The sequence below is a fragment of the Pseudomonadota bacterium genome, from assembly GCA_026390555.1.
Lineage (GTDB): Bacteria > Bdellovibrionota_C > UBA2361 > UBA2361 > OMII01 > OMII01.
Genome location: JAPLFS010000036.1, coordinates 20,451 through 44,931 on the forward strand (window position 1 = coordinate 20,451; position 24,481 = coordinate 44,931).

Genomic DNA, 24,481 nt, shown 5'->3' on the forward strand with positions numbered 1-24,481 from the left:
TTCCTTTTGTCCGAATGCCGAAGAGCGGCTAGAGTATCGACATGAGTGCTCTTCAATTCCTTTACGATGATGGTGATATCTTTGCGGTCTATAAGCCAGCCGGGTTGCACTCCGTGCGCCTTGCAAGCGGTAAAGGTGCCGCATCGATAGTCGATCTGCTCCTAGAGCATAACCCCTCACTGGTGCTGGCCGGAAAGGCCCCCGAAGACGGAGGGCTCGTGCACCGCGTCGATGCAAGTACGAGCGGCGTTCTAGTTGGAGCAGCAACTCGCAAGAGCTGGGAGCTCCTCTTTGCGCTCGTTCTAAGCGGCGCGCTCAAGAAGCACTACGTAGCATGCCTTGAAGGCAGCCTCTCTCAGCAGCAAGAGATAGAGGTCTCTTCCTTTATCGGCTCTCCGTACAGGGGCGCCAAAAAAATGCGTAGCTATAAAAGTGATCCAGGTGCTGCGTCACGCACCCTATTTGGCTCAACTAGTTATAAGCTTCTCTCCTACGACGAGACTCTTGCCGTATCGCTTGTTTGCGCCGATGCCTCTCCCGCTAGACGCCACCAGGTGCGAATACATGCAGCCGAGCTCGGGCATCCCCTCCTAGGTGATGCGCTCTACGGTTCAAGTAAACTACTAGGCGATATAGCGCTAACTCCACGCGAGTTTTTTTTACACTCTTGGCGTGTCTCGTTTAAGCATCCTCTCACCGACGCAGAGATAGAGCTTGAAAGCCCAATTACAAAGGAGATCCGATGGCACGCTCCACTGCCTCGCGCGAGTTAGAGCGCCGCCACGTTGTTATAGCGCAGCGTTTGCCATCAGCAGCTAGGGGTGCTGCCAAAAAGGTGCCGCCCTCCTCGCTTTCTATCTCAACCCTAAGCTCCTCTCCATTTATACCCCGCACTACTACGCGCTCAATCTGATTAGGGCCGTTATAGGCAGGGTCGGTCGTAAGAAGCTTAATTGCGAGATCTGCGTCCTCGCCCCTAAAGGTTCTCTCAACGTAGGCGATATCAATTCCCTCTTGCTGAAATTGCGGATTAGCTAGCAACCATGCGTGAAACGGTACGGTCGTTGGAACGCCCTTAATTTCATACCCCTTTAGAAACTGAAAAGCCTTAAAGAGAGCCTCAGCTCGACTGGCTCCGTGTACGATTACCTTACTTATAAGGGAATCATAGAAGGGTGGGATTGAGTTTCCCACAAGATATCCACACTCCTCTCGGACCTGAACATCTGAGCTTCTACTCCACTCAGTAATCGTTCCGGTAGCGGGCCGAAAGTGCTCGTGAACATCCTCGGCATTAATACGGAGTTCGATAGCGTGCCCAGAGAAGTTCACCTCCTGCTGCGTAAAGGGCAGCTCCTCGCCCATCGCTACCTTAATCTGAAGCTGAACTAGATCGACCCCCGTAATCATCTCGGTCACGGGGTGCTCGACCTGAATACGGGTGTTAATCTCAAGGAAATAAAATTCGCTCCCCTTTACCAGAAACTCCGCCGTACCGGCGTTATAGTATCCCACACTTCTGGCGGCTTGGAGCGCTGCTGCGTGAATTTTCTCACGAGTTTCAGGGTCTAAGAATGGCGCCGGTGCCTCCTCAACGAGCTTTTGGTGTCTACGCTGCGCGGAGCAATCGCGTGTTCCTAAATGTACGATATTTCCCTGCTGATCTCCAAAGAGCTGCACCTCAACATGCCGCGGCTCTACTATAAACTTCTCAATAAAAACGGCGTCACTCCCGAAGTTCTTAAGCGCCTCGGAGCGTGCCCGTTCGAGCGCCTCGCGCATCTCATGCATGTCGTGCACAATCCGCATTCCTCGACCCCCACCACCTGCGGCTGCTTTAATAATAACGGGTAATCCGATCTCGGTAGCGCTTTGCTCAAGCTCCGCATCACTACACCCTCCGCTACTGCCCGGCGTAATCGGAACCCCCACCCGCGCCACCGTCTCACGCGCTACGGTCTTGACCCCCAAGGCTCGAATGCTGTGCGGCGACGGGCCAACGAAGATTAATCCAGCAGCGCCCACCCGTTCGGCGAAGTCTCCATCTTCAGAGAGAAATCCATATCCAGGATGAATCGCCTGACAATTAGTTTTAAGGGCTGCTTGAATAATCTTCTCGCCGTCTAGGTAGGTATCGCGTGCGGTGCTGCCCCCAAGCTCTACTATCTGATTAACCTCCTGAGCAGCCGGCGAGTCTCTATCGGGGGTCGAAACTACCAGAACCGTTTCGATGCCAAGCTCTCTACAGGCCCTATTTATACGCCTGGCTATCTCGCCCCTATTTGCTATCAATAACTTTTTGATTCTAATATACCGTGACATGTTGTTTCGTACTTATACGGACGTTGAGGAGCTCTATGAACAATTCTACCGCACAGGCAAATCACCACAAGGTAATCATTCTTGGCTCTGGCCCTGCCGGGCTTACCGCCGCTATCTATACCTCACGCGCCAATCTCGCTCCACTGCTCCTGCACGGGCCGTTGGCCGGGGGGCAGCTTACAACCACAACCGATGTTGAGAACTTTCCCGGCTTTCCAGAGGGCATTATGGGCCCAGAGCTGATGCAGATGATGGAGAAGCAGGCGGTACGCTTCGGAACTACGCTGGGGGTAGACACTATAGTTCAGGTAGATCTCTCTTCTCGCCCCTTTCAGCTTAAGGGTCAATCTAAGTCATATAGCTGTGATGCGCTAATCGTATCCACCGGCGCAACGCCCAAGTATATTGGCGCAAAAAACGAGCGCGAGCTGCTCGGCTACGGCGTTTCAACCTGTGCAACCTGTGATGGAGCTTTCTTTAGAAATAAGGTTATAGCAGTCGTTGGTGGTGGAGATTCGGCTTGTGAGGAGGCCTCATTCCTTACCCGCTTTGCAAGCAAGCTTTATCTGATTCACCGTAGGGATGCCCTGCGTGCTTCAAAGATTATGCAGGACCGCGTCCTCTCTAACCCAAAGATCGAGCTAGTCTGGAATAAACATGTACTTGAGGTCGAGGGCGATAAGCAGGCCGGGGTAACTGCACTTACACTTGAGGATACCGTAACGAAGAATATCTCGACCCTGCCCGTAGATGCGCTCTTCGTGGCTATTGGACATACCCCTAATTCACACCTTTTTATGAATCAACTTGCTATGGACGAGGGCGGTTATCTTCTGCACAGCGCAGATTCCGCTGAAACCACCATCCCGGGCGTATTCGTGTGCGGCGATGTTCAGGACCATGTCTTTAGGCAGGCCGTTACCGCGGCAGGTTCTGGATGCATGGCTGCTATCGGCGCTGAGCGCTGGCTTGAAGCGCAGCATTAAGACCCTTAAATCACCCTAAATGTTATCCACACTATCCACAGGTAGCTGTGGATAACAATTCAAGTAACTTAAACAAGGGGGCTCAACTCGCCCACTAATACCGATCTAAGATCAGGTAGTTACCTATCTTTTCAACATCTTGTTAATAAACCTGTGGATAACGTGTCAATGGTTGTGGATAAGTCGGTATAGATACCATAAAAAAAGGGGCGTCTGTTACGACGCCCCTCTCCTTTTCTCTGACGAGCTGAATAGCTACGCCTATCCCTGCTTAATCGCTATTACGAAGGCCAGAATGACTAGCGACTCTATTAACGCCATACCGATTAACATCGGCGCGAGAAGCTTGCCACCTACCGATGGATTCCTTCCGAACGACTCAAGCATCGCAGCTACAGCCTTGCCCTGCCCGATTCCGCCGCCAATTACAGCTAAGCCGATAGCCAGACCAGCACCAACAGGACCAAACGCTGAGCCGCCTGTTGTGGCGTCCTCAGCTAGAGCTGCAGTTACCGGAACGAGGGTAGCTAGTGCAAAAGTTGATATCTTTCCTAGTGTTTTCATCTTCATCTCCTAGTTGTTAAAACTATATAACCTAAAAACTGACTGCTCTTTTTTAGTGCTGTTCGCTGCCCTCTTCTGCATGTTGAGTGGCGAGCATAATGTATATCATTGTGAGAACCGTTGGAACGAAGGCCTGCATAAAACAGACAAAAGTTCCTAGGGCATAAAATACAACCGGAACTACGACCGGTACAAGATCCGTAAAAATACCTAAAACCTGGTGATCCGCCGTTATATTCCAGAAGAGACGCAGGTTAAGGGTTAGGATTCTTAGGGCCGTTCCAAATAACTCAAGTGGTAGGATAAACCAGGCCAACCACCAAACTGGCCCAAGAAAGTGCTTGAGGTAATTAACTAGTCCGTGCTCCCGAATGCCGTAATAATTAAATGAGATAAATATTAGAAGCGCCACCGGTACGGTCGTCCAGACCGAGGTCGTGGCTGCTGGAACGCCTGGGATAAGCCCTAGTATATTCAGGATAAGGAGGTAAATAAATACGGTGCCAGTTAGGGGCAGATACTTACGGTTCTCTTTGCCAAGGATAGAGTCCTGAAAAGCTACGAAGCTCTCGATGAAAAAATCAAGCGCTCCTGCTATTGTTATCCGCTCCTCCGGAATAATCCCGTCGTGCTCGCCCCGGAGCGCCCTTCTTTTGGCAAGCTTACGCACACTCTGCGAGCCGATAAAAAGCAGCCCCGTCCCGAACACAACAGCGGTGATTAGTTTCTGCGTGTTGCCGTCGTGCAACCCGAATGAATTTAGGTAGGTATAGTGTTCTTGCATAGCCGCTTTTTAGGCGTCACTGTTGTATAAGATTTGCCCGATTAAGGCAAACACTAGGACTCTATACTGTTTAGTCTCCTAGCGGCGTAAGTGCCTGATTGCGGTAGCGCCGTTGATTTTTTGTTTAAATAACTTAAAGCCATCTTGGCTTGTATCCTGTCCTCGGCTACTAACAGGTCATTTAAAAAACCCTCATTAGATTCTTGTAAATTTCTCCCCTCGTACTATAACGCTCTTTCCATTAAGTGCGATTCCTAGTTTTCAAACCGTAGGGGTCCTGTGTCTTAATGGTAACTTGACGCAGAGTTTCGCTAGGTCGATCTCTTCGTATCAATTTGGGGAGTATGAGCGGTAACCTCTTTTTAGGTAGCCTCGCTTCAGAGGAAACAATCCCAACTATAAAAGAAGACGCCTCGGCGTCGTTGGTCTCTCGTTCTCTAATCTCCTCTGAAAACACCATACAAAACGATGCAAGCAGCTCTTCGACTACGATTGAGCAAGGCTGGGCGCTAGCTATCGCAGAGGTCTGCGGCAACACAAATCAACACATCGTAACCGCTTACATCGAACCACTTGAGATCGATACTACTGCCTCAACAAGGGAGATCGTGGTAGTTCGAGGCCCTTCGCGCCTGGTCTGTAACTACGTTATAACGAACTTTTCGGCGGCTCTACGCGAAAGGCTCTCCCATTTTCTTGAGTGCTCTGAGCTACTCCTTTCGATCATTCCTAGGGAGCAGCTCCCTGCCACACAACCAGGAGACGCCCCCTCTGGGCTCCGTAAGCCTGCAACACCGTTTATCGTAAAACGTGTGCGTACTAACCCAGGTGAATCTCTCCCTGGCGCACTCCCTGGTGCGCAAACTGGCGCGCAAACTAAGTCGCCCTCCTATAGCCCCTATGGCACGCCCGCCAAACTAGCTGCTCATGAGCCCGAGCTCCATAACAACATAACTCCGCGCTATACCTTCTCTGATTTCGTAGTTGGTAATAGTAATCAGTTCTGCCACGCCGCTGCGATGCGGGTAGCTGAAAAGCCTGGCCAGAGCTACAACCCGCTCTTTATCTACGGTGGAGTTGGTCTTGGAAAGACCCATCTTTTGCACGCTATAGGGAATGCCGTGCTGCAACGCTCCCCAGAAGCGCGCGTTCTCTATATGTCCTCTGAAACCTTTACAAACGAGCTTATTCTCGCTCTCCGATACGCCAAGATGGAGGAGTTTAAGCGCAGATTGAGAACGATTGAGGTTCTACTGATAGATGATATCCAGTTTATCAGCGGCAAGGAGCGTACTCAGGAGGAGTTCTTTCATACGTTTAACGCCCTCTATAGCGCCAAGCGCCAGATTGTAATCACCTCAGATAAGATTCCAACCGATATTCCTGGCATTGAGGAGCGACTACAGACGCGCTTCTTATGGGGGCTTACGGCCGATCTGCAGGCGCCTGATTTTGAAACCCGCGTTGCAATCTTAAAGCAAAAGGCCCTTAGTGAGGACTTTCACCTACCGGAGGAGGTTGCGCACCTTATCTCTGAGCGTATCTCCTCAAACGTTCGGGAGCTTGAGGGCGCTCTGACGCGACTATACGCCGTCAGCTCCATTCAAAACGTTCCGATCTCGATGGATATGGCGCGCGCCGCTCTCAAGCCACTTCTTCAACCTAAGGTTGTTAATATAACGGTTGAAGATATTAAGAAGGCCGTTGCTAATCACTTCAGCATTAAGGTTAGTGATATTATTTCAAAGCGTCGCACTAAGAACCTATCCTTTCCAAGGCATATCGCGATGTATCTTTGCCGCAAACATACGACCGCCTCTTACCCAGAGATAGGCGAGCGCTTCGGGGGGCGCGATCACTCTAGCGTTATTCACGCTGCTTCGGTCGTTTCAAGTAAGTTATCCACAGATGCTCAGACTAAGGTTTTTGTTGCGGATATAGAGAAGCGATTGTTTGGGTAAAAATTAGTTAATCCAGTTGGTTACTAATGTTACCAACAGCTTTTACAGCACTGTGGATTAGCTGTATTTTACCCAACTATTCAGATCTTTTTCCACAACATATACACAGGTGAAAAGCTGCTTTGGTATGATACGCAGGGCTGTCGCGTAAAATTCCCGGTGATTGTTTGTGGATAACTTGGTGCTCGCTGGTGGATAACTTTGGCTTTATGTTATGAACTTTTTAGGGTGTGGATATCTGATAAAGTTATACTGCCTGTTATGCGCCTGTTACCAACATGATATAACCAATTAAACCCACTATTTAAGTGTGTTTTCCACGGAAAATGGCATAGCCTACGTATTATTCACTATCTTTATATATCTAATACATAATAGGGACACAAAATGGAGTTAACGATATCGAAGCTTGAGCTCTCAAAGCTTCTCCACATCACCTTAGCAATAGCTGAGAAGAAATCGTCGATGCCGATCTTTGGTAATCTCTTACTTAGAGCCAGGGATAAAAGTTTTGAAGTTACGGCGAGCGATCTTGAGATAACGGCTATCGCCACATGTAACGCCCAGATAAAAACCCCAGGAGCGATAACCGTTAGCGCAAAAGTTTTTGGAGAGCTCGTACGAGAGATGCCCGACGGCGACGTAACCATTAAACTTGGCGATAGAGACCGCGTTGAAGTCTTAGCTACTAACTCAAAACTTAAGATCGTTGGAGTTAGCGCAGAAGAATACCCGGTTCCGGCTAGCCTAGCGCTTAAGGCCAATTGCAAACTTCCCGCTCCAATTTTAGCTGAGATGATTAACAAAACGCTCTACGCGGCCTCGCTTGATGAGGGCCGCTATAACATGAACGGAGTGTGTCTAGAGATCGTTAAAGAGGGGAAAACAACAGCTCTTAGAATGGTAGCAACGGATGGTCACCGGCTAGCCCTTGTAACCCGTCCCTTTGAGGGCGTTGCGTTTACCGGACTTGGTCTGAACGGCTCCAGTAAGAAAACAGAGATGACCGAACACGTGATAGTTCCCCGCAAAGGACTAGCCGAAGTGCGTAAGGCGCTTGAGGTTGTAGGGGATGTTTTGGTTGGGGTGGATGTAAGGGATGGCTTCCTGGTTGTTGAGGGAGAGACATGGAAGCTGGTTGTTCGATTAATGGACAGCGAATTTCCAAATTATCAACAGGCCGTTCCAAAAGGCCCAGGAACGAAGATTGCCGTACTAAGCTCACAATTAACACAGGCGCTAAAACGGGTTTCGCTGGTCGTAAGTGATAAAAACAAAGGGGTACGATTTGATTTTCTTTCTAACATGATAAAGATCTCTAGCTCTTCTCCGGAGGTTGGAGAGGCGCAGGAGGAGGTTGAGGTTCAATATAACGGCAGGGATATGTCGGTTGGATTTAATGCGCGATATATCATAGATGCGCTAGCAATAGTTGGTGAGAATCAACCTTTTATCATCGAGCTAAGCGGAGAAACTGGCCCAGGAAGGTTCTATGCTGAGTCAGATGAGTCGTGCCTCGGTATCGTCATGCCGCTTAGACTAGATTGATACCGGGAGCAGATTGTTCGTTTCTAAAGTTAAGCTCTATAAATTTAGAAATCTGGCAGACCAGCAGGTTGAGCTGTCAGAAGGCCCCGTATATATCTCTGGATTAAACGGCAACGGAAAAACAAATCTAATCGAGGCCGTTTATCTTCTGACCGGATCGCGCTCGTTTCGCACAAACTCAACAACCGAGTTGCTGCGCTTTGGGGAGCGCGAGTGTTCTGTCTTTGGTACAGTTACGCAGGCGAGCGGAACCGAGGAGCTAGGACTTATCTTTACCGCGAGCGGACGCACGGGCAGTTTAAACGGCGAGGCGCTTGATTCGATTACCGAGCTGCTCGGACGATTACGGGCGGTCTCGTTTTCCCCGGCAGATCTCTCCCTCGTAAAGGGGGCACCGGCTGGTCGCCGTAAGTTTCTAGACCGGCATATGGTCGATCTGCAGCCCGGATATCTTAAAACTTTGCTCGGATATCAACGTGCTTTAGCTAATAAAAGCGCGCTGTTAAAGCAACAAAACACAACTTATCCACAGCTGAAGGTTTGGAACGAGCTACTAGCAGAGCACGGTGGGAAAGTTGTTGATAACAGGCGTAACTTCATAGAATCATTATCAGATAAGTCGGCAAGCTTTCACTCTGAATATGCCCCAAGCGATGGCCCCCTTACACTTGAACTTGAAAGCGCCATGACGGAGGAGGGGCAAGGGGCGCGCGATTCACGAGATCAGCTCCTTGAGCAGCTTGAGAGGGCGGCCCCCCGTGAAATCGCCATGAGAAGCCCCGTGGTGGGCCCACACCGAGACGATATTAAGATCTCCATATCTGGGGTCGACTGCCGCTCATATGCATCTCAAGGGCAAACCAGAAGCGTTGTGCTCTCCATGAAGCTTGGGGTGATTGAACTTATCGAGTCACAAAACGGTGAAGCGCCTGTTATTCTCTTAGACGATGTTGATTCTGAACTAGACTCTGGCCGCTCAGAGCGGCTCTTTGCAGCGCTACTTAGAAAACCGAGGCAACTGATCATAACCGGGACGACGAGTCCTCCGGAGCAGCTAGGGAGGCACTCAGCTCTGCAGCTGCTGAGAGTTAAAAAAGGGATAGTAGGCCCAGCCTAGCGCGCATAAATGTCCTCCCTGGACAGTTATTTTTACCCTGATATATACCCTGATTTAACACCGCATTAATAAACTGTTTTATATCATATAGTTGCGGGCAAAATCTTCGCATTGTTTGATCTTTACCAAAGGCATCTAACTATCCTATAATATTGCAGTTATCCTGTTTTGGAGAAGTAATGAGTACCGCCCCTACTACCCAATCGACCGGACTGGTCTACGATGCTGGTCAAATTAAGGTTCTAGAGGGCCTTGAAGCAGTTCGTAAAAGACCCGCCATGTATATCGGCGATACGTCTTACCGCGGCTATCACCACCTGATCTGGGAGGTGCTTGATAACTCAGTAGATGAGGCATTGGCTGGATACTGCACAACGATTTCAGTTACCCTGCACACCAACGGATCCGTTACAGTTGAGGATAATGGGCGCGGTATTCCAACAAGTATTCACCCAACAGAGGGTGTTAGTGGAGTGCAGGTCGTTATGACCAAACTGCATGCCGGTGGAAAGTTCGAGAAGGAGGCTTACAAGGTCTCCGGTGGACTACACGGCGTAGGAATCTCAGTTGTGAACGCGCTCTCAGAGTGGCTAAGAGCAGAGATTAAGCAGAACGGAAAGCTGCACGCGATTGAGTTTGGTCGCGGAGATCCTGTTGAGCCTCTCAAGGTTATTGGAGAAGCTACCGGAACTGGAACCAAGGTAACCTTCTATCCTGATCATACGATCTTTCTCGAACAAAAAAGCTTTAACTACGACACCGTAGCGCACCGCGTACGAGAGATGGCGTTTCTTAACGCAGGACTTAGAATTAAGTTGATCGACGAGCGCTCTGACAAGGAGCAGGATTTCTACTTCGAGGGTGGAATCAGAAGCTTCGTTACCTTTATTAATAAAGCAAAGAGCCCGATCTTTCCTGAGCCTATATTTATCTCGGCTGAGCGTGATGGCGTCGGTATCGAAGTAGCGATGCAGTACAACACCGAATACCAAGAGAATATCTATACCTACGCAAACAATATCAACACCCCGGAGGGTGGCACGCATCTGATCGGATTTAAGGCGGCACTGACACGAACACTGAACAACTACGCCAATAAAAACGACCTTCTTAAGGGCTTTAGTGAGGGAATTCAGGGCGACGACACGCGTGAGGGCCTAGTAGCCGTTATTAGCGTTAAGGTTCCGGAGCCACAGTTTGAGGGACAAACTAAATCAAAGCTGGGAAACAGCGAGATTAAGGGCTTCGTAGAGCAGGTTGCTGGAGAGCACCTAGCAAAGTACTTTGAAGAGAACCCCGCTATCGCCAAGATGATAGTTAACAAATCGCTCGAAGCTGCGCGTGCGCGCGAGGCTGCACGCAAAGCACGCGAGCTAGTTCGTCGTAAGGGTGCGCTCGATAGCGCAGCACTACCAGGCAAGTTAGCTGATTGTCAGAATGAAAATCCGGAGGAGGCTGAGATCTTCCTAGTTGAGGGAGAGTCCGCCGGTGGTTCCGCTAAGCAGGGCCGCGACAAGAAGAATCAGGCTATTTTGCCGCTAAAGGGTAAGATCCTAAACGTAGAGAAGGCGCGCTTCGATAAGATGCTCTCGTTTGAAGAGATCCGGATTCTTATCACGGCGCTTGGAACTGGAATCGGATCGGGTGATTTCGACGTAGCGAAGCTGCGCTACCACAAGGTCGTTATTATGACCGATGCCGACGTTGACGGCAGCCATATTCGTACCCTGCTACTGACCTTCTTCTATCGCCAGATGAACGAAGTTATCTCACGCGGGCACCTCTACATAGCCCAGCCGCCGCTCTATAAGCTCAAGAAGGGCAAGATGGAGCGTTACATTAAAAACGAAAAGGAGTTCACTGAGATTATCATAGGTGGCGGCGTTGATGGCGTAACGATCGAAGCCAGTGATGGCAAAGTAACTAAGGCCGATTCCATTAAGGAGCTTCTTGTTCGCCTGATGGATATCCAGAAAGCTCTCAATGAGATTCAGCAGGAGCGGGTTGATAAGCGCGTAATTATAGCGCTATCAGAGTCTGTAATAGCGCTCAACGAGCGTTCTTGGAAGCGCGACGATCTAGAAAAGCTAGTGCCGCAGATACTGGCGGCAGTGAAGATTCGCGTTCCAATTGAGCCGACAGTTGAGGTTGTAGATGAACACGAGGGAGAGAGCAGCTTTAAGATAACAACCCGCTTTAGGGGGCTGACGTACGTAGCTACCATTACGCGACGTCTCTGGATCTCTGAGAAGATTGCCGAGGTTCGTAACGTTTATCACGAAGCGCTTGAGCAGATCGGCCAGGGACCGTTTACGATAACGACCAGCGGAGAGTCAAAGGAGCTTGAAAAGATCGATGCTGTTGAGGCGGTTGCCAACTGGATCGATCAACGGGGCCGCAAGGGGCTCGCCATTACCCGTTACAAGGGATTGGGCGAGATGAATCCTGAGCAGTTGTGGGAAACCACCATGGATCCTACCAACCGCCGAATGTTGCAAGTTACAATTGATGACGCGATCGATGCCGATCAGATCTTTACGGTGCTAATGGGCGACGAAGTTGAGCCACGTAGGAAGTTTATCGAGGATAACGCCCTCAAAATTAGGAATCTTGATATCTAACCAGCTGAAATAGCGCTAAAAAAAGCGCTAGCAGCCAAAAGTTGACCCGCTCGGTCATCTTCGATACGTTTAGGACCTGAAAAGTTAAGGAGTTTGTACCATGGCATCGCCTACTAAAAAGACCTGGAATAGAAGAAATGCTCGCGATGAGAAGAAGATCAAGAGCCGCAATAAGCGCACCCGTAGGGTGGCTAAGGCTGTTAGCTAGCGCGCTAATCCAAGGTCAGTTTTTATAGCGCCGCTGTGCTCTAGAGCTCCTCTTTCTCAATCCGGCGCTGCTCTTTATCTGCACCAAACCCTTGGCGTAATCCTTCATAGGTAAAGCGGGACCTGCTGGCTCGTACCTCATCAAGCCGCACACGAACCTCCTGTGCTCGCCCGTCATAGGACGAGAGCGAGGACTCGTTGCCGGTTTTTGAATAGAGACCAAAAAGGTTGGCCAAGATAGCAGCGTCTTCAATTGCAACGTTCATTCCCTGACCACCGTTTGGCGGAAAGAGGTGTGCGGCGTCCCCACAAAGAAACAGATGATCCTTAACAAACTTATCTGCAATACGGGCATGGATAGAGTAGGTTCTAAAGTCAGTCAGGTGCTCAAGCGTTAAACGCCCCTGGCCGTGCTTTAGAACGAGAGCCTGTACCTGCTCCTCTGGAGAGCCTGTAGCGTGGGGAGCCAAAGCTCCGCTAACCTTAAATAGCCCGCGAGTATTAAGAGGCACGAGAACTAACCTACTATCAGCCCCTACGAAGTAGTGCATATATCCAGCCTCTAGATCGCCCTGCACTAGCGCTTCGCACATAAACGAGCGCTCCTGATATGTTTCGCCAGGAAAAGAGATGTCGGCAGATTTGCGAACAATACTACGCCCTCCGTCGCATCCAACTACGAGGTTACATCTCCATTTTTCAAGCTCTTGATCTGGCCTTCTAACTGTAACCTCAACGTGATCCTCTGATGGCGCTAATTTTATCAGCGAGGTACCCCACTGGACCGCGGTACCTTGAGAATTTAATTGCTCTTCGAGTAAGCGCTCGATGCGCCACTGGTCGATTGAGAGCCCATGTTGCTGCGTCTTGGGATCGTAGAATGAGAAGCCGTAGCGTTGATCCCCATCAATGTAGATCTTGTTGCCGAGCAACTCGATCGCCTGACACCGCACCCGAGCAAGAACCCCTATCTGATCGAGTATGTCTAAGGTGCGGGGTTGAAGACCGCTCGCTCTTGAGGAGGCTTTATCATCCGGCAGATTGCTTGAGATAATAGTAACTGGAGTGTGAGGAAGGCTCAGATTGGCTAAGGTAAGCCCGGCGGGCCCCGCTCCAACAACGAGCAGATCTTTATGTAACATGACGTAATGCCCCTACCCCACTCCTGTAATTTCAACCTGATTGCCGTCTGGATCGAGCGCAACAAAGGAGCTACTAGGCGTAGTTGTTGTAAGCTCTCGGTGCATAGTAAAACCAGCCTTGGTAAGGGTTTCGTAGGTAGCTTTAAGATCTGTAACTGAAAAGCCTAAGCGCAACCCGTTTGATCTTAGTGCCTTGTCGGAGATAGGGTAAATTTCACAGACAACCCCTGCGGCAATCTCGAAAGAGTAGTGAATGGGGCCGGAGCCGTGCCGCTCCTCTTGTAGAGAGAGGCCAAGATTGCGGTAAAAGAGAGCAGTGCTGTCGATATCATGCGCTTTGATAACTATATAAGTTAGGCGCGGTGCGCGAGCATCTGAGAGATCTCCAGGATTATTTTGCGAGTAAGAGAACATCTAAATATTCATCCCAGTATAAACTTGTCGCTGGTCAAATCGGTACATAGCATCCTGCCCCAAAAAAAAGCTTTTTAAAAGCAGCTACCGGGGTGTATTGCCTAACGCCTGGTCGGCAAAGTCTGTCATAATCGTATCAACCCCCCGTGAGCGTAGGTATTTCCAGGTAGTGCGCTCATCAAGGCATGAGCCAGAGACGTTTATCAGCACCTTTGCATTGGCACCGTGCGCCAACAGAATCGCCTCAGATGAGATCCAGCGCTCAAGTTCCACAAACTCAACCCCGTAGTTAAGAGCCTCTTGCAGCTCCTGCATGTTCAAACAGCGGGCTAAAAGCCGGGCTTGAGGGAAGTGCTCTCGAACGACCTTCAGTCGCGCGGAGCTCCTGATCTGAAGAAGAACCTGATGGAGCTGATTCTCGGAGCGCGCAAGCTCTAGGGCTTGCAGAACCAGCGCGTCTGATTCGCCCTTAAAATCTAGCTGTAGGGTAGCAGAGCTGCCCTTCACAAGGTTTAGGGCCTCTAAGAGCGTAGGTATATGGTCGAGTGCCGTCCTAAACCCAAGCGAAATCTCGTTACGGGCCTTGATAGAGAGCCCCTGAACCCGAGCACCGCGCAGCTCCCTGGGGGCGTTCGAATTATGAAGGCTCAAGCTTCCATCATGAAAGAGAAAGAGATCCCCAGCATCGGAGCGCCGCACATCAACTTCAAGAAAGGAGACCCCGGATGTCATCGACTCTCTAAAAGCAGCCAGTGAATTATCCGGCAACTCCCTATGCACACTACCCCGATGGGCAACGGCTAGGTGGGCTGCGGGGGTTAGGGGCGTTAGTGGGCCGACCCCTGCCATGTAAAAACATGGGCAGCAGCCAGATACGGCCAAGACAAACAGAACAAGCAACTGATAGCGTAAGCACCGAAGGGTTAACACAGTAGTAGTATACCACCGGATCGAATGAACGCGCAGCGAGAAACATTGATAAAAACGGGGAGAGCTTCCCTACCCTGCATAGTTGCGATCTGCGCCGTTATAATCGCAACCATCCTTAGATCTCTGTGTGCTTCCGGGGAGCTGTGGTTAGATGAGCTGTGGTCAATAGTTCTTCTTCAGGACGTGCAGGATTCAAGCGATCTTCTGCTCAAGGTTCGCCACGATAATAATCACCTCTTAAATAGTTTGTGGATGTGGGTACTGGGGCCAACGGCTAGCCCCATAGCATATCGTATACCGTCAATTCTTTATGCGGCCATGACGCTTGCTTGCCTAGCAATTGCGCTAAACAGGAGTGGCTTTGGCTGGAGTGGTGCCATCTGGAGCGTGCTTATAGCGAGCTCTTATCCGCTCGTACTGCTTGGATCGGAGGCGCGTGGCTATGCGCTATCTTTACTATGCGCGATGATCTGCTTTCTTGTACTGGTTGAAGCAGCTAGCGGTAAGCAGCAGAGATATAAGGCGTACGTTTTTTCCGTAGCTGCCATACTTGGGATCCTATCGCACGGGGTCTTTATCCCCTTTTATATCTCCGCCCTAGCCTGGCTTTTATATCTCACACTTTTACAGAGGGGGCGTGTAGCCAGTTTGTTATGGATAGCCACAATCGCTCCAACGCTTATAGCTATTCTAATAGGCTTTTTTTTCTATCGGGAGATAGTTATAGGAGGCGGACCACAGGCCTCTTATCTGCAGGTGTTTCTCTCAACGTTGAGCGTCTCCTTTGGAGGAACGGAGCTTTCAGCCTTTAATCCGCAGGGGGCCGCAGTGGCGGCGCTGCTGGCAGTGCTAGTGGCTCTTATCATTATTATTGAACTGATACTCTGGGTGCGCGAGCGCGATCCGATTTCAATCCTTGTAGCAGTCAGTATTATCCTTCCCGTGGTAATAGTTTTAATCCTAAGGCCATCATTTATACTGAGCCGTTATTTTGCACTACCGATCCTACTAAGCTATCTAGTAGCGGCGAGATTTTTATGCCGCCTAGCCCGACAGGGGGCGCTAGGAGGGGCGATCGCAGTGCTTGCGATCGGGGGGTATCTTTGGGGTAACGGCCAGCACGTATTTGAACTTATGCGGTACCAGCGCTCGCACGCTGTACGAATATTTCAGGAGGCGCGCGCGAGTAGCGCCGAGCAGGGTGTATCGTTTGGTGGGGACCAGGACAATAGGAACGAGCTGCGCTTGCGCTACGGGCGCATGATTGACCCGGCGCTTAGTAGCATCGTGTATGTACCGGACTTTAGTAACGCGACCAGCGCGCCTGATTTTATCGTGCGCGAATGGCTTGAAAGGGGTGTAGAGATTCCGCAGAGCTTTACCGGGCCGCACGGAGATAGCTACACCCTGAGGCATCTCTATAAGGCGCCACTCCTTAGTGGAGCTACGGCCGGGGTGTATGCAAAGCAAGCATCACAGTAGAGAAACAGTAGAGAATTAGGGCACTAAGCAGACATGCGAGGGCCCTAAAGATTACCTACAGAGCGAACCTCTTCAGTCTCTTCCTCTGGGATGGAATTAGCTGGGCGCAGGAGCTCAAGAAAATTCAGATCTACAGCAAAGCTCTCTCTAAGCGAATACAACCCAATTGCTGCTAATGAGAAGCAAACTACTCCCACCAATTGAGTCGCCCCAACGGTGCCAAGATAGGGCTTTAGGGCCAGAAAGCTAAGCGAGATCGGGATCGTTGAGCCACGTACAAAATTGGGAACGGTCGAGGCAACGGTCGCGCGCAGGTTAGTTCCAAACTGCTCCGCAGCCGTTGTTACAAGCACACACCAATATCCGATGCTAAAACCGGCCAATAAGCAAAGGGTATAGAAATAAGAGGCTGACTGGCCGTGACCTAATAGGATCCCTGAGATCGTTACTAATGCGCAGGCTAGGAAAATAGCGAGGGAGCGTTTTCTGCTTTGAAGAGCTTGGCTAAGAAAGCCGCTTGCAAGGTCGCCTGCCGTAATTCCGATCGAATGACAGAGCAAGGCATTTACTGCGCTCACCTCCTCTTGTAACCCCAAGGCACGACCAAGCTCCGGAGCAAGGGTTACGATCAGAGTTATAAAGAAAAACATCGGAACACCAAGAAATATACACGAGAGGTATCTCCAGGCTCTTTCTGGAGTGAGCAACATCTTAAGATCTCCGCGTGCGATATCCTTGTTATTCTTTACAGAGTTAAAAAGCCCAGACTCGTAAACACCAACCCGCAGGGCCAAAAGCGAGAGGCCGCCGATACCGCCGATAATATAGGTCGTTCTCCAGTATACTATGTTGCCGATAACAGCAGCAGCGATAGCACCGGAGACCCCCACCGTTGCTACTATCATTGTTGCTAACCCACGTCGCTCCTTAGGCATCATCTCTGAGACAAGGGTAATGCCAGCTCCGATCTCGCCTGCCAGGCCGATCCCCGCTACTAATCTTAGCAGCGCGTAGCTAGGGACATCTTGAACAAAGGCGTTGAGAAGAGTTGCGATTGAATATAAGAGGATCGATCCAAAGAGTACCTGAACACGCCCAAGTTTATCGCCTAGAACTCCCCATAGAAGGCCGCCAAGAAGCATGCCTCCCATCTGCATATTGAGTAGATACACGCCAGAAGTAAGGAGACTCTCCTGGCTATTTAGACCGAGCTCTTTAAGACTATCGACGCGCACAATTCCAAAAAGAGCGATATCGTAAACATCTACAAAGTAACCAAGAGCGGCTACAAATATTGCGGCGCGCAGAGCGGTCTGAGTTGCTTGTTTGGGAGCCTGTGTCGTAGAGGCCTGTGTCGTCATAGGGAACCAGCCTATAAGATGGTTCTCGTCCAGGCGGTAGAAAGCGAGTCAGCGTATTCGTTCCATAGCCAGCCGTTATGCGCCTTAATCCACATAAGCTTAACACCGGGATGCGAGAGGCTTAGAGCATAGAGCTCCTGCACAAGATCAAGATTTGCAATGGGACCGGTGCTTCTCTTCCAGCCCCGCTTTTCCCAACTCGGAGCCCACTCGTTAACGGTCTTTACGCACAGTAGGCTATCTGAGTGCATCTCTACACGAGCGTCCTTAGGGAGCGCGGAGAGAGCTCGGATAAGGGCCGTAAGCTCCATGCGGTTGTTGGTTGTTTGTGGGGCATGGCCGTGCTCCTGGTGAAGGATCTCTCCATTCACTACGTGCACATAACCCCAGCCACCAGGGCCAGGATTAGGTTGGCAGCCACCATCGGTGAATATCCCCGTTTGTGGTCCGGCTGAATAGGAGCTTAGTACCTCTTCTAGTAACAGGGATGGCATTATCCGACCTTGGCCCGAAGTTTCTCCATAAGTCCGGAGAATTTGCTCTTACGAATAATGCCCGAGAACTCGTTTCTGTAGTTTGCAACGAGTCCGATATTCTCAATCACAACGTCATACACCTGCCAGCGACCATCTTGGAATGAGAGTCTATACTCAATCGGAAATGTGTCACCCTTACTGATAACGCTGGTTTTTACAGAGGCTCTGGAAAGTTCAACCGACTCGGACTCTACCTTTACCATACCAGGCTTAACCGTTTCTATCTTAGATAGGTAGGTACGCGCCAGGAGCTCAGAGAATACGGTGGTAAAGTCCTGCTGCTCTTCAATGCTAATATCGTTCCAGTTTGCCCCAAGAGAGCGCTTCGCCATCTCAGAGAAATTAAACTTCGGATTAATAACCGCGCGTAACTTTGCACGTCGCTCTGCCTTTTGGGACTCCTCTGGATAGATGGCGGCAATACGCACGATCTCATTGACCGTAGTTTGCATCTCTATTTTTGGCGAAGTAGCAACATCTGCCCAGACAGAATTAGTCGATAAGATCTGAGCAGCCACGGCGATAATTAGAGTAACGATACGAACCATGAAACATCCCTGTTCTTAAACTAAATACTACTTATTTGAGCCAGCGGCATCCTTTGGCTCATCATTGTCCCCACTAATGCTGTGAACGAGCTTGCCGATAACATCCTCAATATCCACAACCGATTCGGTCTCAAACAACGTGCCCCCCTCCTCGATGTACTTAGAGGAAGCTCCGCGTGAGATCTTTACGTAGCGATCTCCGATGATACCCTTAGTTCTGACCGAGGCGATATCATCGTCCTTAATCTTAATGGAGCGATTGAGCTTTAGGGTAATACGAGCCACGGGGTCTTTAAGAACTATCTCTGAAACAACGCCGATCGGAACCCCCCCGATCTCGACTGAGGCCCCGTACTTAAGGCCAGAGATGTTATCGAACTCTGCAAATATATTGTATTTGTCGCTGCTGCTAAATTCGAGACCAGCCAGGCCAACGGCGAGATAAGCGGCAGCGCTAACGCCAGCGATAGTAAAGAGTCCGACCATGAACTCAAGCGAAAACCCACGCTTGGGCACAGTGAGCTGTGCTGTCGAGGGTGGGTTATTGAATTTTGATTGGTCCATCCGTTCTCCCATTTAGAAACTGTTGCACTGCGGGGTTGGCTGATGCAATCAGCTCAGCCGGAGACCCCTCGATGATAATCTCGCCGTTCAATAGCATTACGACACGCTCAGAGACCTGAAACACCTCAGGTAGCTCGTGACTGATAACAAGGCCGGTAAAGCCCCACTGATTCTTGCACGCATTGATTAAATCATAAACCTCCTGACCATCAAGGGGGTCAAGGCCGGTATTGGGCTCATCAACCAGTAGCACCTTGGGTTCGGTAATTAGAGCGCGAGCCATACCGACGCGCTTTCTGATCCCTATAGAGACCTGCTCCGGAAAATTTCCCAAATACGGAATAAGGCTTAATGATTCCGAGATCTCTAGCACCTTGCGGCGCACCTTAGAGGCTGACAGATGAGGGCGCTCTAGTAGTGGGAAGGCGATATTCTCATAGATGGTGAGGGAGTCAAAGAGCGCAGCAGTTTGAAAGAGCACTCCGAGAGATCGTCGGATCTCATTTCGACGCCCCTCAGAACGCGCCGCGGTGATGTTCTCATTATCGATGTAAATTTCGCCCTGATCGGGGGTCATAATTCCCATGATTAACTTTAAAAGCACCGACTTTCCGACACCACTTGGCCCTACTACAGCGGTAATTTTACCCGGCTCTATATCTAGCGTAATGCCGCTTAGCACCTGCTGCTGACCAAAGCTCTTATAAACGTTCCTTACTGAGATCATCGATTACTTCATGAATAAGCGGGTCAGTACGCTGGTCAGGAAGTAATCAACGATTAGCACCGCAACCGAGGCGGTCACCACTGACTGAGTAGTTGCTTTGTTTACGCCGTGCGCACCAAAGCCGCAGGTGTAGCCCTTGTAACAGCTGATCCACCCGAAGATTAAACCAAAAACCGTAGCTTTAATAAATCCTGAGTAGATATCAACCAAACCAACTGCGGAGATGATCTGACTCATAAACGTTCCAGAGCTTAAGCCCAGTAATCCGACGCCAACGATGTATCCCCCAAAGATTCCAACTACGTTAAAGATGCCGCATAAGAGGGGCATGGCGATAATACCGGCCGCAAGACGGGGTGCCATAAGGTACTTAATCGGATCTACCGCCATGGAGCGCAGCGCGTCGATCTGCTCGGTTATGCGCATTATTCCGATCTCTGCGGTAATGGCGGAACCGGCCCGACCGATAACCATCAGGGCGGTCAAGACTGGGCCGAGCTCCCTAATAAGACTAAGCGCAACGGCTGGGCCGGTATAGGCGGTAGCGCCGAACTTTGAAAGGGTATACTCGCCCTGCACCGCCAGCACAGCACCGGTAAAGAGACCGATGAGGGCTATTACGAGCGTTGATCCTACCCCGATCTGTAGCATCTGGGTGAGGTATAAGTATGGCCTATACGGGGGCTTTAATAGCGCCACGGCTGTGCGGTAGAGGAAGATCCAGGAGCGGCCCCATTGCTCAGTAGTGTCTATGACGAAGGATCCGACCTGTTGTGTGCTGGTGACGACGTTCATGCAAGTTTAGCTAGGTTTAACGTTTAAATCCGAGACCGATTATATAGAATTCGTTCGAGGTGTTGCGCGATGACTTTAACTCTGACCGTACAAGCTTATTAAACATTGGCCTGGTTGATTTGACAAACCCCTCAACCTCCCCACCCTTAAATACCTTGACGACGAAGCTCCCCCCGCTCTTCAACATATTTTGAGCAACATAGAGAGCCAGCTCGGCAGACCCCACGGCGGCGGCCTGATCGGCCTCCTTAATCCCCGTTAGCTTTGCAGACATATCGGAGATAACGGCATCGAAGCGTGGCTCTGATGTACCTAGAAGCTCCCCTATGTCGCGCGCATCTCCAACCAGAAGGTTGCAGCGTGGATCGTCTAGCGGAGCAAGGGCCTGTAGATCTATTGCGGTAACGGTACCACGGGGGCCAACGAGCTCAAGCGCAACCTGTGTCCAGCCACCCGGCCAGGCGCCAACATCGAGCACATGCCCACCGTTTTGAATAATCTTAAGGGACTGTTGCAACTCTTTAAGCTTGTAGGCGGCGCGCGAGCGATAGCCCTCCTCCTTGGCTTTTAGATAGAGGGGATCCTTTCGATTGTACTCAGACGACATTCCCTTCACCTTAGCAGGATTTGGGGCGGAAAGCATAAAGGGAACGGCGTTTGCGTTGCCAACTATTTGAAAACTCGAACGACTCAGTGATTTCTGAGTGATTTTCACAGAAAAACATCTTGCATATAGAAAAAGACTTGAAGTATGGGGGTTATTCGGTATAGAAAAAGAGTAGAAGTAACCCAAGGAGGAACGTTATGATAAATGGAACATGGATAACCGGGCTAGATTTCGTATGCGCATCTCTGACCCTCGCGTACATCGCACGCCTTCTTTTGCACGCCGCGACGATGCACGATTCGATCGGAGTAATGTGTGGCGTTGCTAAGGTCTCGTTGCGTGGTCAACAGGTGGCGCGCAGGCTGCGGTAAATCAGGCCCCGCATCAGTCACGCATCAGGCCCCGCAATTGTTTGCCATGCCCGTTACGGGTATGGTCGGGTGGCGGATAAAGGGAGGGCGTGCGCCCTCCTTTTCTATTCTACCCACCTTTCATTTTAGCGGCTTTTGTTATGTTCGGAGATCAAAGTTCGCTGCCAATTAGCAACATTAATAACGATTTAACTGAACCAGTGCCTGGTATGCAGCACGATCTAATCGCCGGGTTAAATCCGCCGCAGCAGGACGCTGTTGTGCACGGGGATGGACCGATCCTAGTTTTAGCAGGGGCCGGTAGTGGGAAAACACGTGTCTTAACGCACCGTATTGCGCAGCTAATCGAAGCACGCGGTGTTCGTTCTGATCGGATCTTTGCCGTTACCTTTACGAATAAAGCCGCAGAGCAGATGCGTACGCGTCTTAAAGAGCTTCTTTCTGAGCGTGCTGATGGAATCTGGATCTCTACCTTTCACTCCGCTGGATTAAGGATTCTTAGACACAAAGCACAACTGCTTTCATACTCAAATCAGTTCGTTGTCTATGACGACCAGGACTCAAAGGGGGTACTAAAGCAGGTTCTTAAGGAGCTCAATATCAACGAGGATCGCTACCCCCTCGACACCTTCTCACGCGCGATCGATCGGGCAAAAAACAGTTATATCCTGCCAGAGGAGGTTGGAAAACAGGCCTTTAACATCGAAACCGATCTCCAGGCGCAGGTTTACGCACGCTACCAGCAGCTATTGTTAGCCGCGAATGCGATGGATTTTGGAGACCTGCTGGTCAACGCGGTTAGAATTTTGCGCGAATTTCCAGAGGAGCTTGAGTACTATCGTAGAACGTTACATTACATCTTAGTTGATGAGTTTCAGGATACGAACAAGGTTCAGTACATGTTTATTAGGCTCCTTGCTGAGCCTCGCAGAAACCTCTTCGTTGTAGGGGATGACGATCAATCTATCTACGGATTTCGTGGTGCAACGATTAGCAATATCCTTGAATTTGAGCGGGATTTTCCCAACACGCAGGTCGTTAAGCTTGAGCAGAACTATCGCTCTACCGGCACAATTCTAGATGCTGCGCACTCCGTTATCGAGAAGAATAAATCACGCAAGCCAAAGAAGCTCTGGACCGCTAGCGAGGCCGGGGAGCGTATCCGAACCTTTATCGGATATGATGAAAACATGGAGGCGGAGTTTATAGCGGCAGAGATTCAACGTCTTGCAACGCAGGGCAATAAGTACTCAGAGATAGCAATCATCTATCGCACCAATGCGCAGACCCGCGCACTTGAGGAAGCGCTTGTGCGGGCAAAGGTTCCATATCGGATCTTTGGAGGCTTAAAGTTCTTCGATCGTAAGGAGATTAAAGATATCCTGGCCTATGTGCGACTGCTGATGAATCCGGCCGATAATCAGGCCTTTCAGCGCGTCGTTAATACGCCACCCCGTGGTATCGGCGCACAGGCCATACAGGCCATCGCCGAAGAATCCCGCAGAACTTCAACTCCTTTTCTGCACTCATCTATCGCTATCGCTGAAGAGAACAAGAGCGTCAGGAAATTTATCGAGCTTATAGTAGAGCTTAAGACCGCCGCAGCAACGATGAAGCTCGGTCAGTTAATCAGCTTTATCATTGAGCGTAGCGAGTACGGTCCACGCCTCGCCACCATGAAGGACCCTGCTGCGCAGTCCCGCATTGAAAACTTACAGGAGCTCGTTTCCCTAGGGGGCACGATGGAGCGCGCAGGGGAGGACAACGAAGTTGTGATTAAGGACTTCCTTGATCGCATCTCACTTACCTCCAGTGCGGATATTCCGGTTAGCCAGGGTGTGACGCAACTACAGAACGAAAAACCAGAGACTATTTCGCTGATGACGCTGCACCTAGCCAAGGGGCTAGAGTTTCCTGTCGTATTTTTAAGTGGACTTGAGGAGGGGCTACTACCACACTACCGCTCCCTTGATGATCCGATAGGTCTCGAAGAGGAGAGGCGGCTGTGTTACGTAGGGATAACGCGCGCGATGCGAGTCCTTTATCTAACCCGCGCCTATTACCGAAGCATGTTCGCCTCGGGTGGAGGTGCCGGGGGTGCACGGATTGCTAGCCGCTTTGTTAAGGATATCGCACCCGATCGTACAATAGCCGTTGCAACCGAGCGCTCGCAGGGGGCGACCTTCCTGGATGGATACCCCCGCTTCTCATTTGAAGATCAGGAGGACGAATCAACTAGTAGCTGGAAGAGAAAGCAGGGTTATTCCAGCAGGGTTGAGGCACCTGAGCCGCGCGTCAATGTTACCCTTGATCAGATGCGCAAACTCCTAACTCCGGCTGATACGATTAAAAAGCAGATAGAGACCCCCAAGGAGTACTTTGAAAAGAGCTCAGCTGCTATTGAGCAGCTCGCCCCAGGTGTAGAGGTGATCCACCCTACGTTTGGTAAGGGGGTAGTGGATGTGGTTAACGGTAGCGGCAGCTCCGCCGCAGTTACGGTGCGCTTTGCAGCGTTCGATGAGCCAAAGAAGTTGGTGTACCGCTTTGCGAAGCTTGTGCTGGCGTAAGGAACATTTTTTGGCAGTCCCTAAGCGTAGGCGAAGCCATTGTCAAGGTCCCCTTTCTTTGAACACATAGTCTTAAATCAGTAGCCTCGGCTGTTCCTCAGCCCCGCAGGGGCTGGAGGGGGGTGCTCGAGGGGGGAGACTCATAACTTGTTGATAAGTTGTTAGTTGAGCTTGAGCACGTTTTCTGGCAATTGCTGGAGGCGCCCTATGAGCGGAATGGATCCGTTCGGTGTTGTAGTAGCCGATGTAGCAGTAGATAGCCTCCATCAGCTCGGATAGCGATGAGAACCGCTCAGGGTCTCCGAACTCGACTTTAAATCGTCCGAA

The 24,481-nt window shown here is 50.5% G+C and carries 22 protein-coding genes and 1 pseudogene; 9 read left to right on the top strand and 14 right to left on the bottom strand.

The features are described 5' to 3' along the window. The first annotated feature begins 41 nt into the window (after window positions 1–41). Window positions 42–773: a pseudouridine synthase gene (locus NTV65_05450; GenBank protein ID MCX6114647.1), complete on the top strand. Its 732-nt coding sequence runs from the start codon at window positions 42–44 to the stop codon at window positions 771–773. A gap of 211 nt (window positions 774–984) precedes the next feature. Here the strand turns inward: NTV65_05450 and NTV65_05455 are convergent. Then, window positions 985–2,310, bottom strand: a pseudogene (locus NTV65_05455) (ATP-grasp domain-containing protein). A gap of 47 nt (window positions 2,311–2,357) precedes the next feature. Here NTV65_05455 and trxB point away from each other — a divergent pair. Further along, the gene (gene trxB, locus NTV65_05460) at window positions 2,358–3,308 is read left to right on the top strand and encodes a thioredoxin-disulfide reductase (protein MCX6114648.1); all 951 of its coding nucleotides are present in this window, start codon (window positions 2,358–2,360) and stop codon (window positions 3,306–3,308) included. A gap of 261 nt (window positions 3,309–3,569) precedes the next feature. Here trxB and NTV65_05465 read toward each other — a convergent pair whose 3' ends face one another. Next, window positions 3,570–3,872, bottom strand: a complete 303-nt coding sequence (locus NTV65_05465) for an ATP synthase F0 subunit C (protein MCX6114649.1) — start codon at window positions 3,870–3,872, stop codon at window positions 3,570–3,572. Between the two features lie 52 nt (window positions 3,873–3,924). Continuing rightward, complete coding sequence (atpB, locus tag NTV65_05470; protein MCX6114650.1) at window positions 3,925–4,656, bottom strand: F0F1 ATP synthase subunit A; 732 nt, start codon at window positions 4,654–4,656, stop codon at window positions 3,925–3,927. A 344-nt stretch (window positions 4,657–5,000) separates the two neighbouring features. Between atpB and dnaA the strand changes: the two genes are divergently transcribed. The 4 genes from dnaA (at window position 5,001) to gyrB (ending at window position 11,903) form a co-directional block, all read left to right on the top strand. Further along, window positions 5,001–6,617, top strand: coding sequence for a chromosomal replication initiator protein DnaA (gene dnaA, locus NTV65_05475; GenBank protein ID MCX6114651.1), 1,617 nt, complete (start codon window positions 5,001–5,003; stop codon window positions 6,615–6,617). Between the two features lie 387 nt (window positions 6,618–7,004). Then, window positions 7,005–8,165, top strand: coding sequence for a DNA polymerase III subunit beta (dnaN, locus tag NTV65_05480; GenBank protein ID MCX6114652.1), 1,161 nt, complete (start codon window positions 7,005–7,007; stop codon window positions 8,163–8,165). 13 nt (window positions 8,166–8,178) lie between these two features. Continuing rightward, entirely contained in the window at window positions 8,179–9,282 is a 1,104-nt protein-coding gene (recF, locus tag NTV65_05485; GenBank protein ID MCX6114653.1) for a DNA replication/repair protein RecF, read from the top strand. Window positions 9,283–9,461: 179 nt separating this feature from the next. Then, window positions 9,462–11,903 (top strand): DNA topoisomerase (ATP-hydrolyzing) subunit B, encoded by a 2,442-nt coding sequence (gene gyrB, locus NTV65_05490; protein MCX6114654.1) that lies wholly within the window; start codon window positions 9,462–9,464, stop codon window positions 11,901–11,903. Between the two features lie 248 nt (window positions 11,904–12,151). Here the strand turns inward: gyrB and NTV65_05495 are convergent, their stop codons facing one another. The 3 genes from NTV65_05495 to NTV65_05505 form a co-directional block, all read right to left on the bottom strand. Next, the gene (locus NTV65_05495; GenBank protein ID MCX6114655.1) at window positions 12,152–13,252 is read right to left on the bottom strand and encodes an FAD-dependent monooxygenase; all 1,101 of its coding nucleotides are present in this window, start codon (window positions 13,250–13,252) and stop codon (window positions 12,152–12,154) included. Window positions 13,253–13,264: 12 nt separating this feature from the next. Continuing rightward, window positions 13,265–13,666, bottom strand: a complete 402-nt coding sequence (locus NTV65_05500; GenBank protein MCX6114656.1) for a VOC family protein — start codon at window positions 13,664–13,666, stop codon at window positions 13,265–13,267. An 84-nt stretch (window positions 13,667–13,750) separates the two neighbouring features. Beyond that, the gene (locus NTV65_05505; GenBank protein ID MCX6114657.1) at window positions 13,751–14,596 is read right to left on the bottom strand and encodes a glycerophosphodiester phosphodiesterase family protein; all 846 of its coding nucleotides are present in this window, start codon (window positions 14,594–14,596) and stop codon (window positions 13,751–13,753) included. A gap of 24 nt (window positions 14,597–14,620) precedes the next feature. Between NTV65_05505 and NTV65_05510 the strand changes: the two genes are divergently transcribed. After that, window positions 14,621–16,078 carry a hypothetical protein gene (locus NTV65_05510; protein MCX6114658.1) on the top strand — a complete coding sequence of 486 codons (1,458 nt, stop codon included), beginning with the start codon at window positions 14,621–14,623 and terminating at the stop codon, window positions 16,076–16,078. A gap of 44 nt (window positions 16,079–16,122) precedes the next feature. On the opposite strand, the gene NTV65_05515 is transcribed toward NTV65_05510, so the two are convergent. The 7 genes from NTV65_05515 to NTV65_05545 are packed head-to-tail and all read right to left on the bottom strand — an operon-like array spanning window position 16,123 to window position 21,324. After that, window positions 16,123–17,439 carry an MFS transporter gene (locus NTV65_05515; GenBank protein ID MCX6114659.1) on the bottom strand — a complete coding sequence of 439 codons (1,317 nt, stop codon included), beginning with the start codon at window positions 17,437–17,439 and terminating at the stop codon, window positions 16,123–16,125. A gap of 11 nt (window positions 17,440–17,450) precedes the next feature. Beyond that, complete coding sequence (locus NTV65_05520) at window positions 17,451–17,933, bottom strand: ribonuclease HI (protein MCX6114660.1); 483 nt, start codon at window positions 17,931–17,933, stop codon at window positions 17,451–17,453. Then, a complete protein-coding gene (locus NTV65_05525; protein MCX6114661.1) occupies window positions 17,933–18,523 on the bottom strand; it encodes an ABC transporter substrate-binding protein in 591 nt (196 codons plus the stop codon). Before NTV65_05525 ends, NTV65_05520 begins: the two co-directional genes overlap by 1 nt. A 27-nt stretch (window positions 18,524–18,550) precedes the next feature. Continuing rightward, window positions 18,551–19,087 (bottom strand): outer membrane lipid asymmetry maintenance protein MlaD, encoded by a 537-nt coding sequence (locus NTV65_05530; GenBank protein MCX6114662.1) that lies wholly within the window; start codon window positions 19,085–19,087, stop codon window positions 18,551–18,553. Next, entirely contained in the window at window positions 19,065–19,814 is a 750-nt protein-coding gene (locus NTV65_05535; GenBank protein ID MCX6114663.1) for an ATP-binding cassette domain-containing protein, read from the bottom strand. The genes NTV65_05530 and NTV65_05535 overlap by 23 nt, the downstream gene beginning before the upstream one ends. Before the next feature lie 3 nt (window positions 19,815–19,817). Then, entirely contained in the window at window positions 19,818–20,609 is a 792-nt protein-coding gene (locus NTV65_05540; protein MCX6114664.1) for an MlaE family lipid ABC transporter permease subunit, read from the bottom strand. 16 nt (window positions 20,610–20,625) lie between these two features. After that, window positions 20,626–21,324, bottom strand: coding sequence for an RlmE family RNA methyltransferase (locus NTV65_05545; protein ID MCX6114665.1), 699 nt, complete (start codon window positions 21,322–21,324; stop codon window positions 20,626–20,628). A gap of 89 nt (window positions 21,325–21,413) precedes the next feature. Here NTV65_05545 and NTV65_05550 point away from each other — a divergent pair, with 89 nt between their 5' ends. Both NTV65_05550 and NTV65_05555 read left to right on the top strand, forming a co-directional pair. Then, a complete protein-coding gene (locus NTV65_05550; protein MCX6114666.1) occupies window positions 21,414–21,587 on the top strand; it encodes a hypothetical protein in 174 nt (57 codons plus the stop codon). Between the two features lie 209 nt (window positions 21,588–21,796). Then, window positions 21,797–24,154, top strand: coding sequence for a UvrD-helicase domain-containing protein (locus NTV65_05555; protein ID MCX6114667.1), 2,358 nt, complete (start codon window positions 21,797–21,799; stop codon window positions 24,152–24,154). Between the two features lie 72 nt (window positions 24,155–24,226). Here the strand turns inward: NTV65_05555 and NTV65_05560 are convergent. Then, on the bottom strand, window positions 24,227–24,481 hold a 255-nt coding region (locus NTV65_05560), incomplete at its 5' end, for an IS3 family transposase (protein ID MCX6114668.1).

Bases quoted from the DNA above. Each gene is read 5' to 3' on its own strand.
- NTV65_05495 (MCX6114655.1), bottom strand. From the start codon at position 13,252: ATGTTACATAAAGATCTGCTCGTTGTTGGAGCGGGGCCCGCCGGGCTT.
- NTV65_05555 (MCX6114667.1), top strand. From the start codon at position 21,797: ATGCAGCACGATCTAATCGCCGGGTTAAATCCGCCGCAGCAGGACGCT.
- NTV65_05465 (MCX6114649.1), bottom strand. From the start codon at position 3,872: ATGAAAACACTAGGAAAGATATCAACTTTTGCACTAGCTACCCTCGTT.
- NTV65_05510 (MCX6114658.1), top strand. From the start codon at position 14,621: ATGAACGCGCAGCGAGAAACATTGATAAAAACGGGGAGAGCTTCCCTA.
- atpB (MCX6114650.1), bottom strand. From the start codon at position 4,656: ATGCAAGAACACTATACCTACCTAAATTCATTCGGGTTGCACGACGGC.
- NTV65_05500 (MCX6114656.1), bottom strand. From the start codon at position 13,666: ATGTTCTCTTACTCGCAAAATAATCCTGGAGATCTCTCAGATGCTCGC.
- NTV65_05450 (MCX6114647.1), top strand. From the start codon at position 42: ATGAGTGCTCTTCAATTCCTTTACGATGATGGTGATATCTTTGCGGTC.
- dnaA (MCX6114651.1), top strand. From the start codon at position 5,001: ATGAGCGGTAACCTCTTTTTAGGTAGCCTCGCTTCAGAGGAAACAATC.
- NTV65_05540 (MCX6114664.1), bottom strand. From the start codon at position 20,609: ATGAACGTCGTCACCAGCACACAACAGGTCGGATCCTTCGTCATAGAC.
- NTV65_05530 (MCX6114662.1), bottom strand. From the start codon at position 19,087: ATGGACCAATCAAAATTCAATAACCCACCCTCGACAGCACAGCTCACT.
- NTV65_05550 (MCX6114666.1), top strand. From the start codon at position 21,414: ATGATAAATGGAACATGGATAACCGGGCTAGATTTCGTATGCGCATCT.
- NTV65_05525 (MCX6114661.1), bottom strand. From the start codon at position 18,523: ATGGTTCGTATCGTTACTCTAATTATCGCCGTGGCTGCTCAGATCTTA.
- dnaN (MCX6114652.1), top strand. From the start codon at position 7,005: ATGGAGTTAACGATATCGAAGCTTGAGCTCTCAAAGCTTCTCCACATC.
- NTV65_05515 (MCX6114659.1), bottom strand. From the start codon at position 17,439: ATGACGACACAGGCCTCTACGACACAGGCTCCCAAACAAGCAACTCAG.
- NTV65_05520 (MCX6114660.1), bottom strand. From the start codon at position 17,933: ATGCCATCCCTGTTACTAGAAGAGGTACTAAGCTCCTATTCAGCCGGA.
- gyrB (MCX6114654.1), top strand. From the start codon at position 9,462: ATGAGTACCGCCCCTACTACCCAATCGACCGGACTGGTCTACGATGCT.
- NTV65_05535 (MCX6114663.1), bottom strand. From the start codon at position 19,814: ATGATCTCAGTAAGGAACGTTTATAAGAGCTTTGGTCAGCAGCAGGTG.
- trxB (MCX6114648.1), top strand. From the start codon at position 2,358: ATGAACAATTCTACCGCACAGGCAAATCACCACAAGGTAATCATTCTT.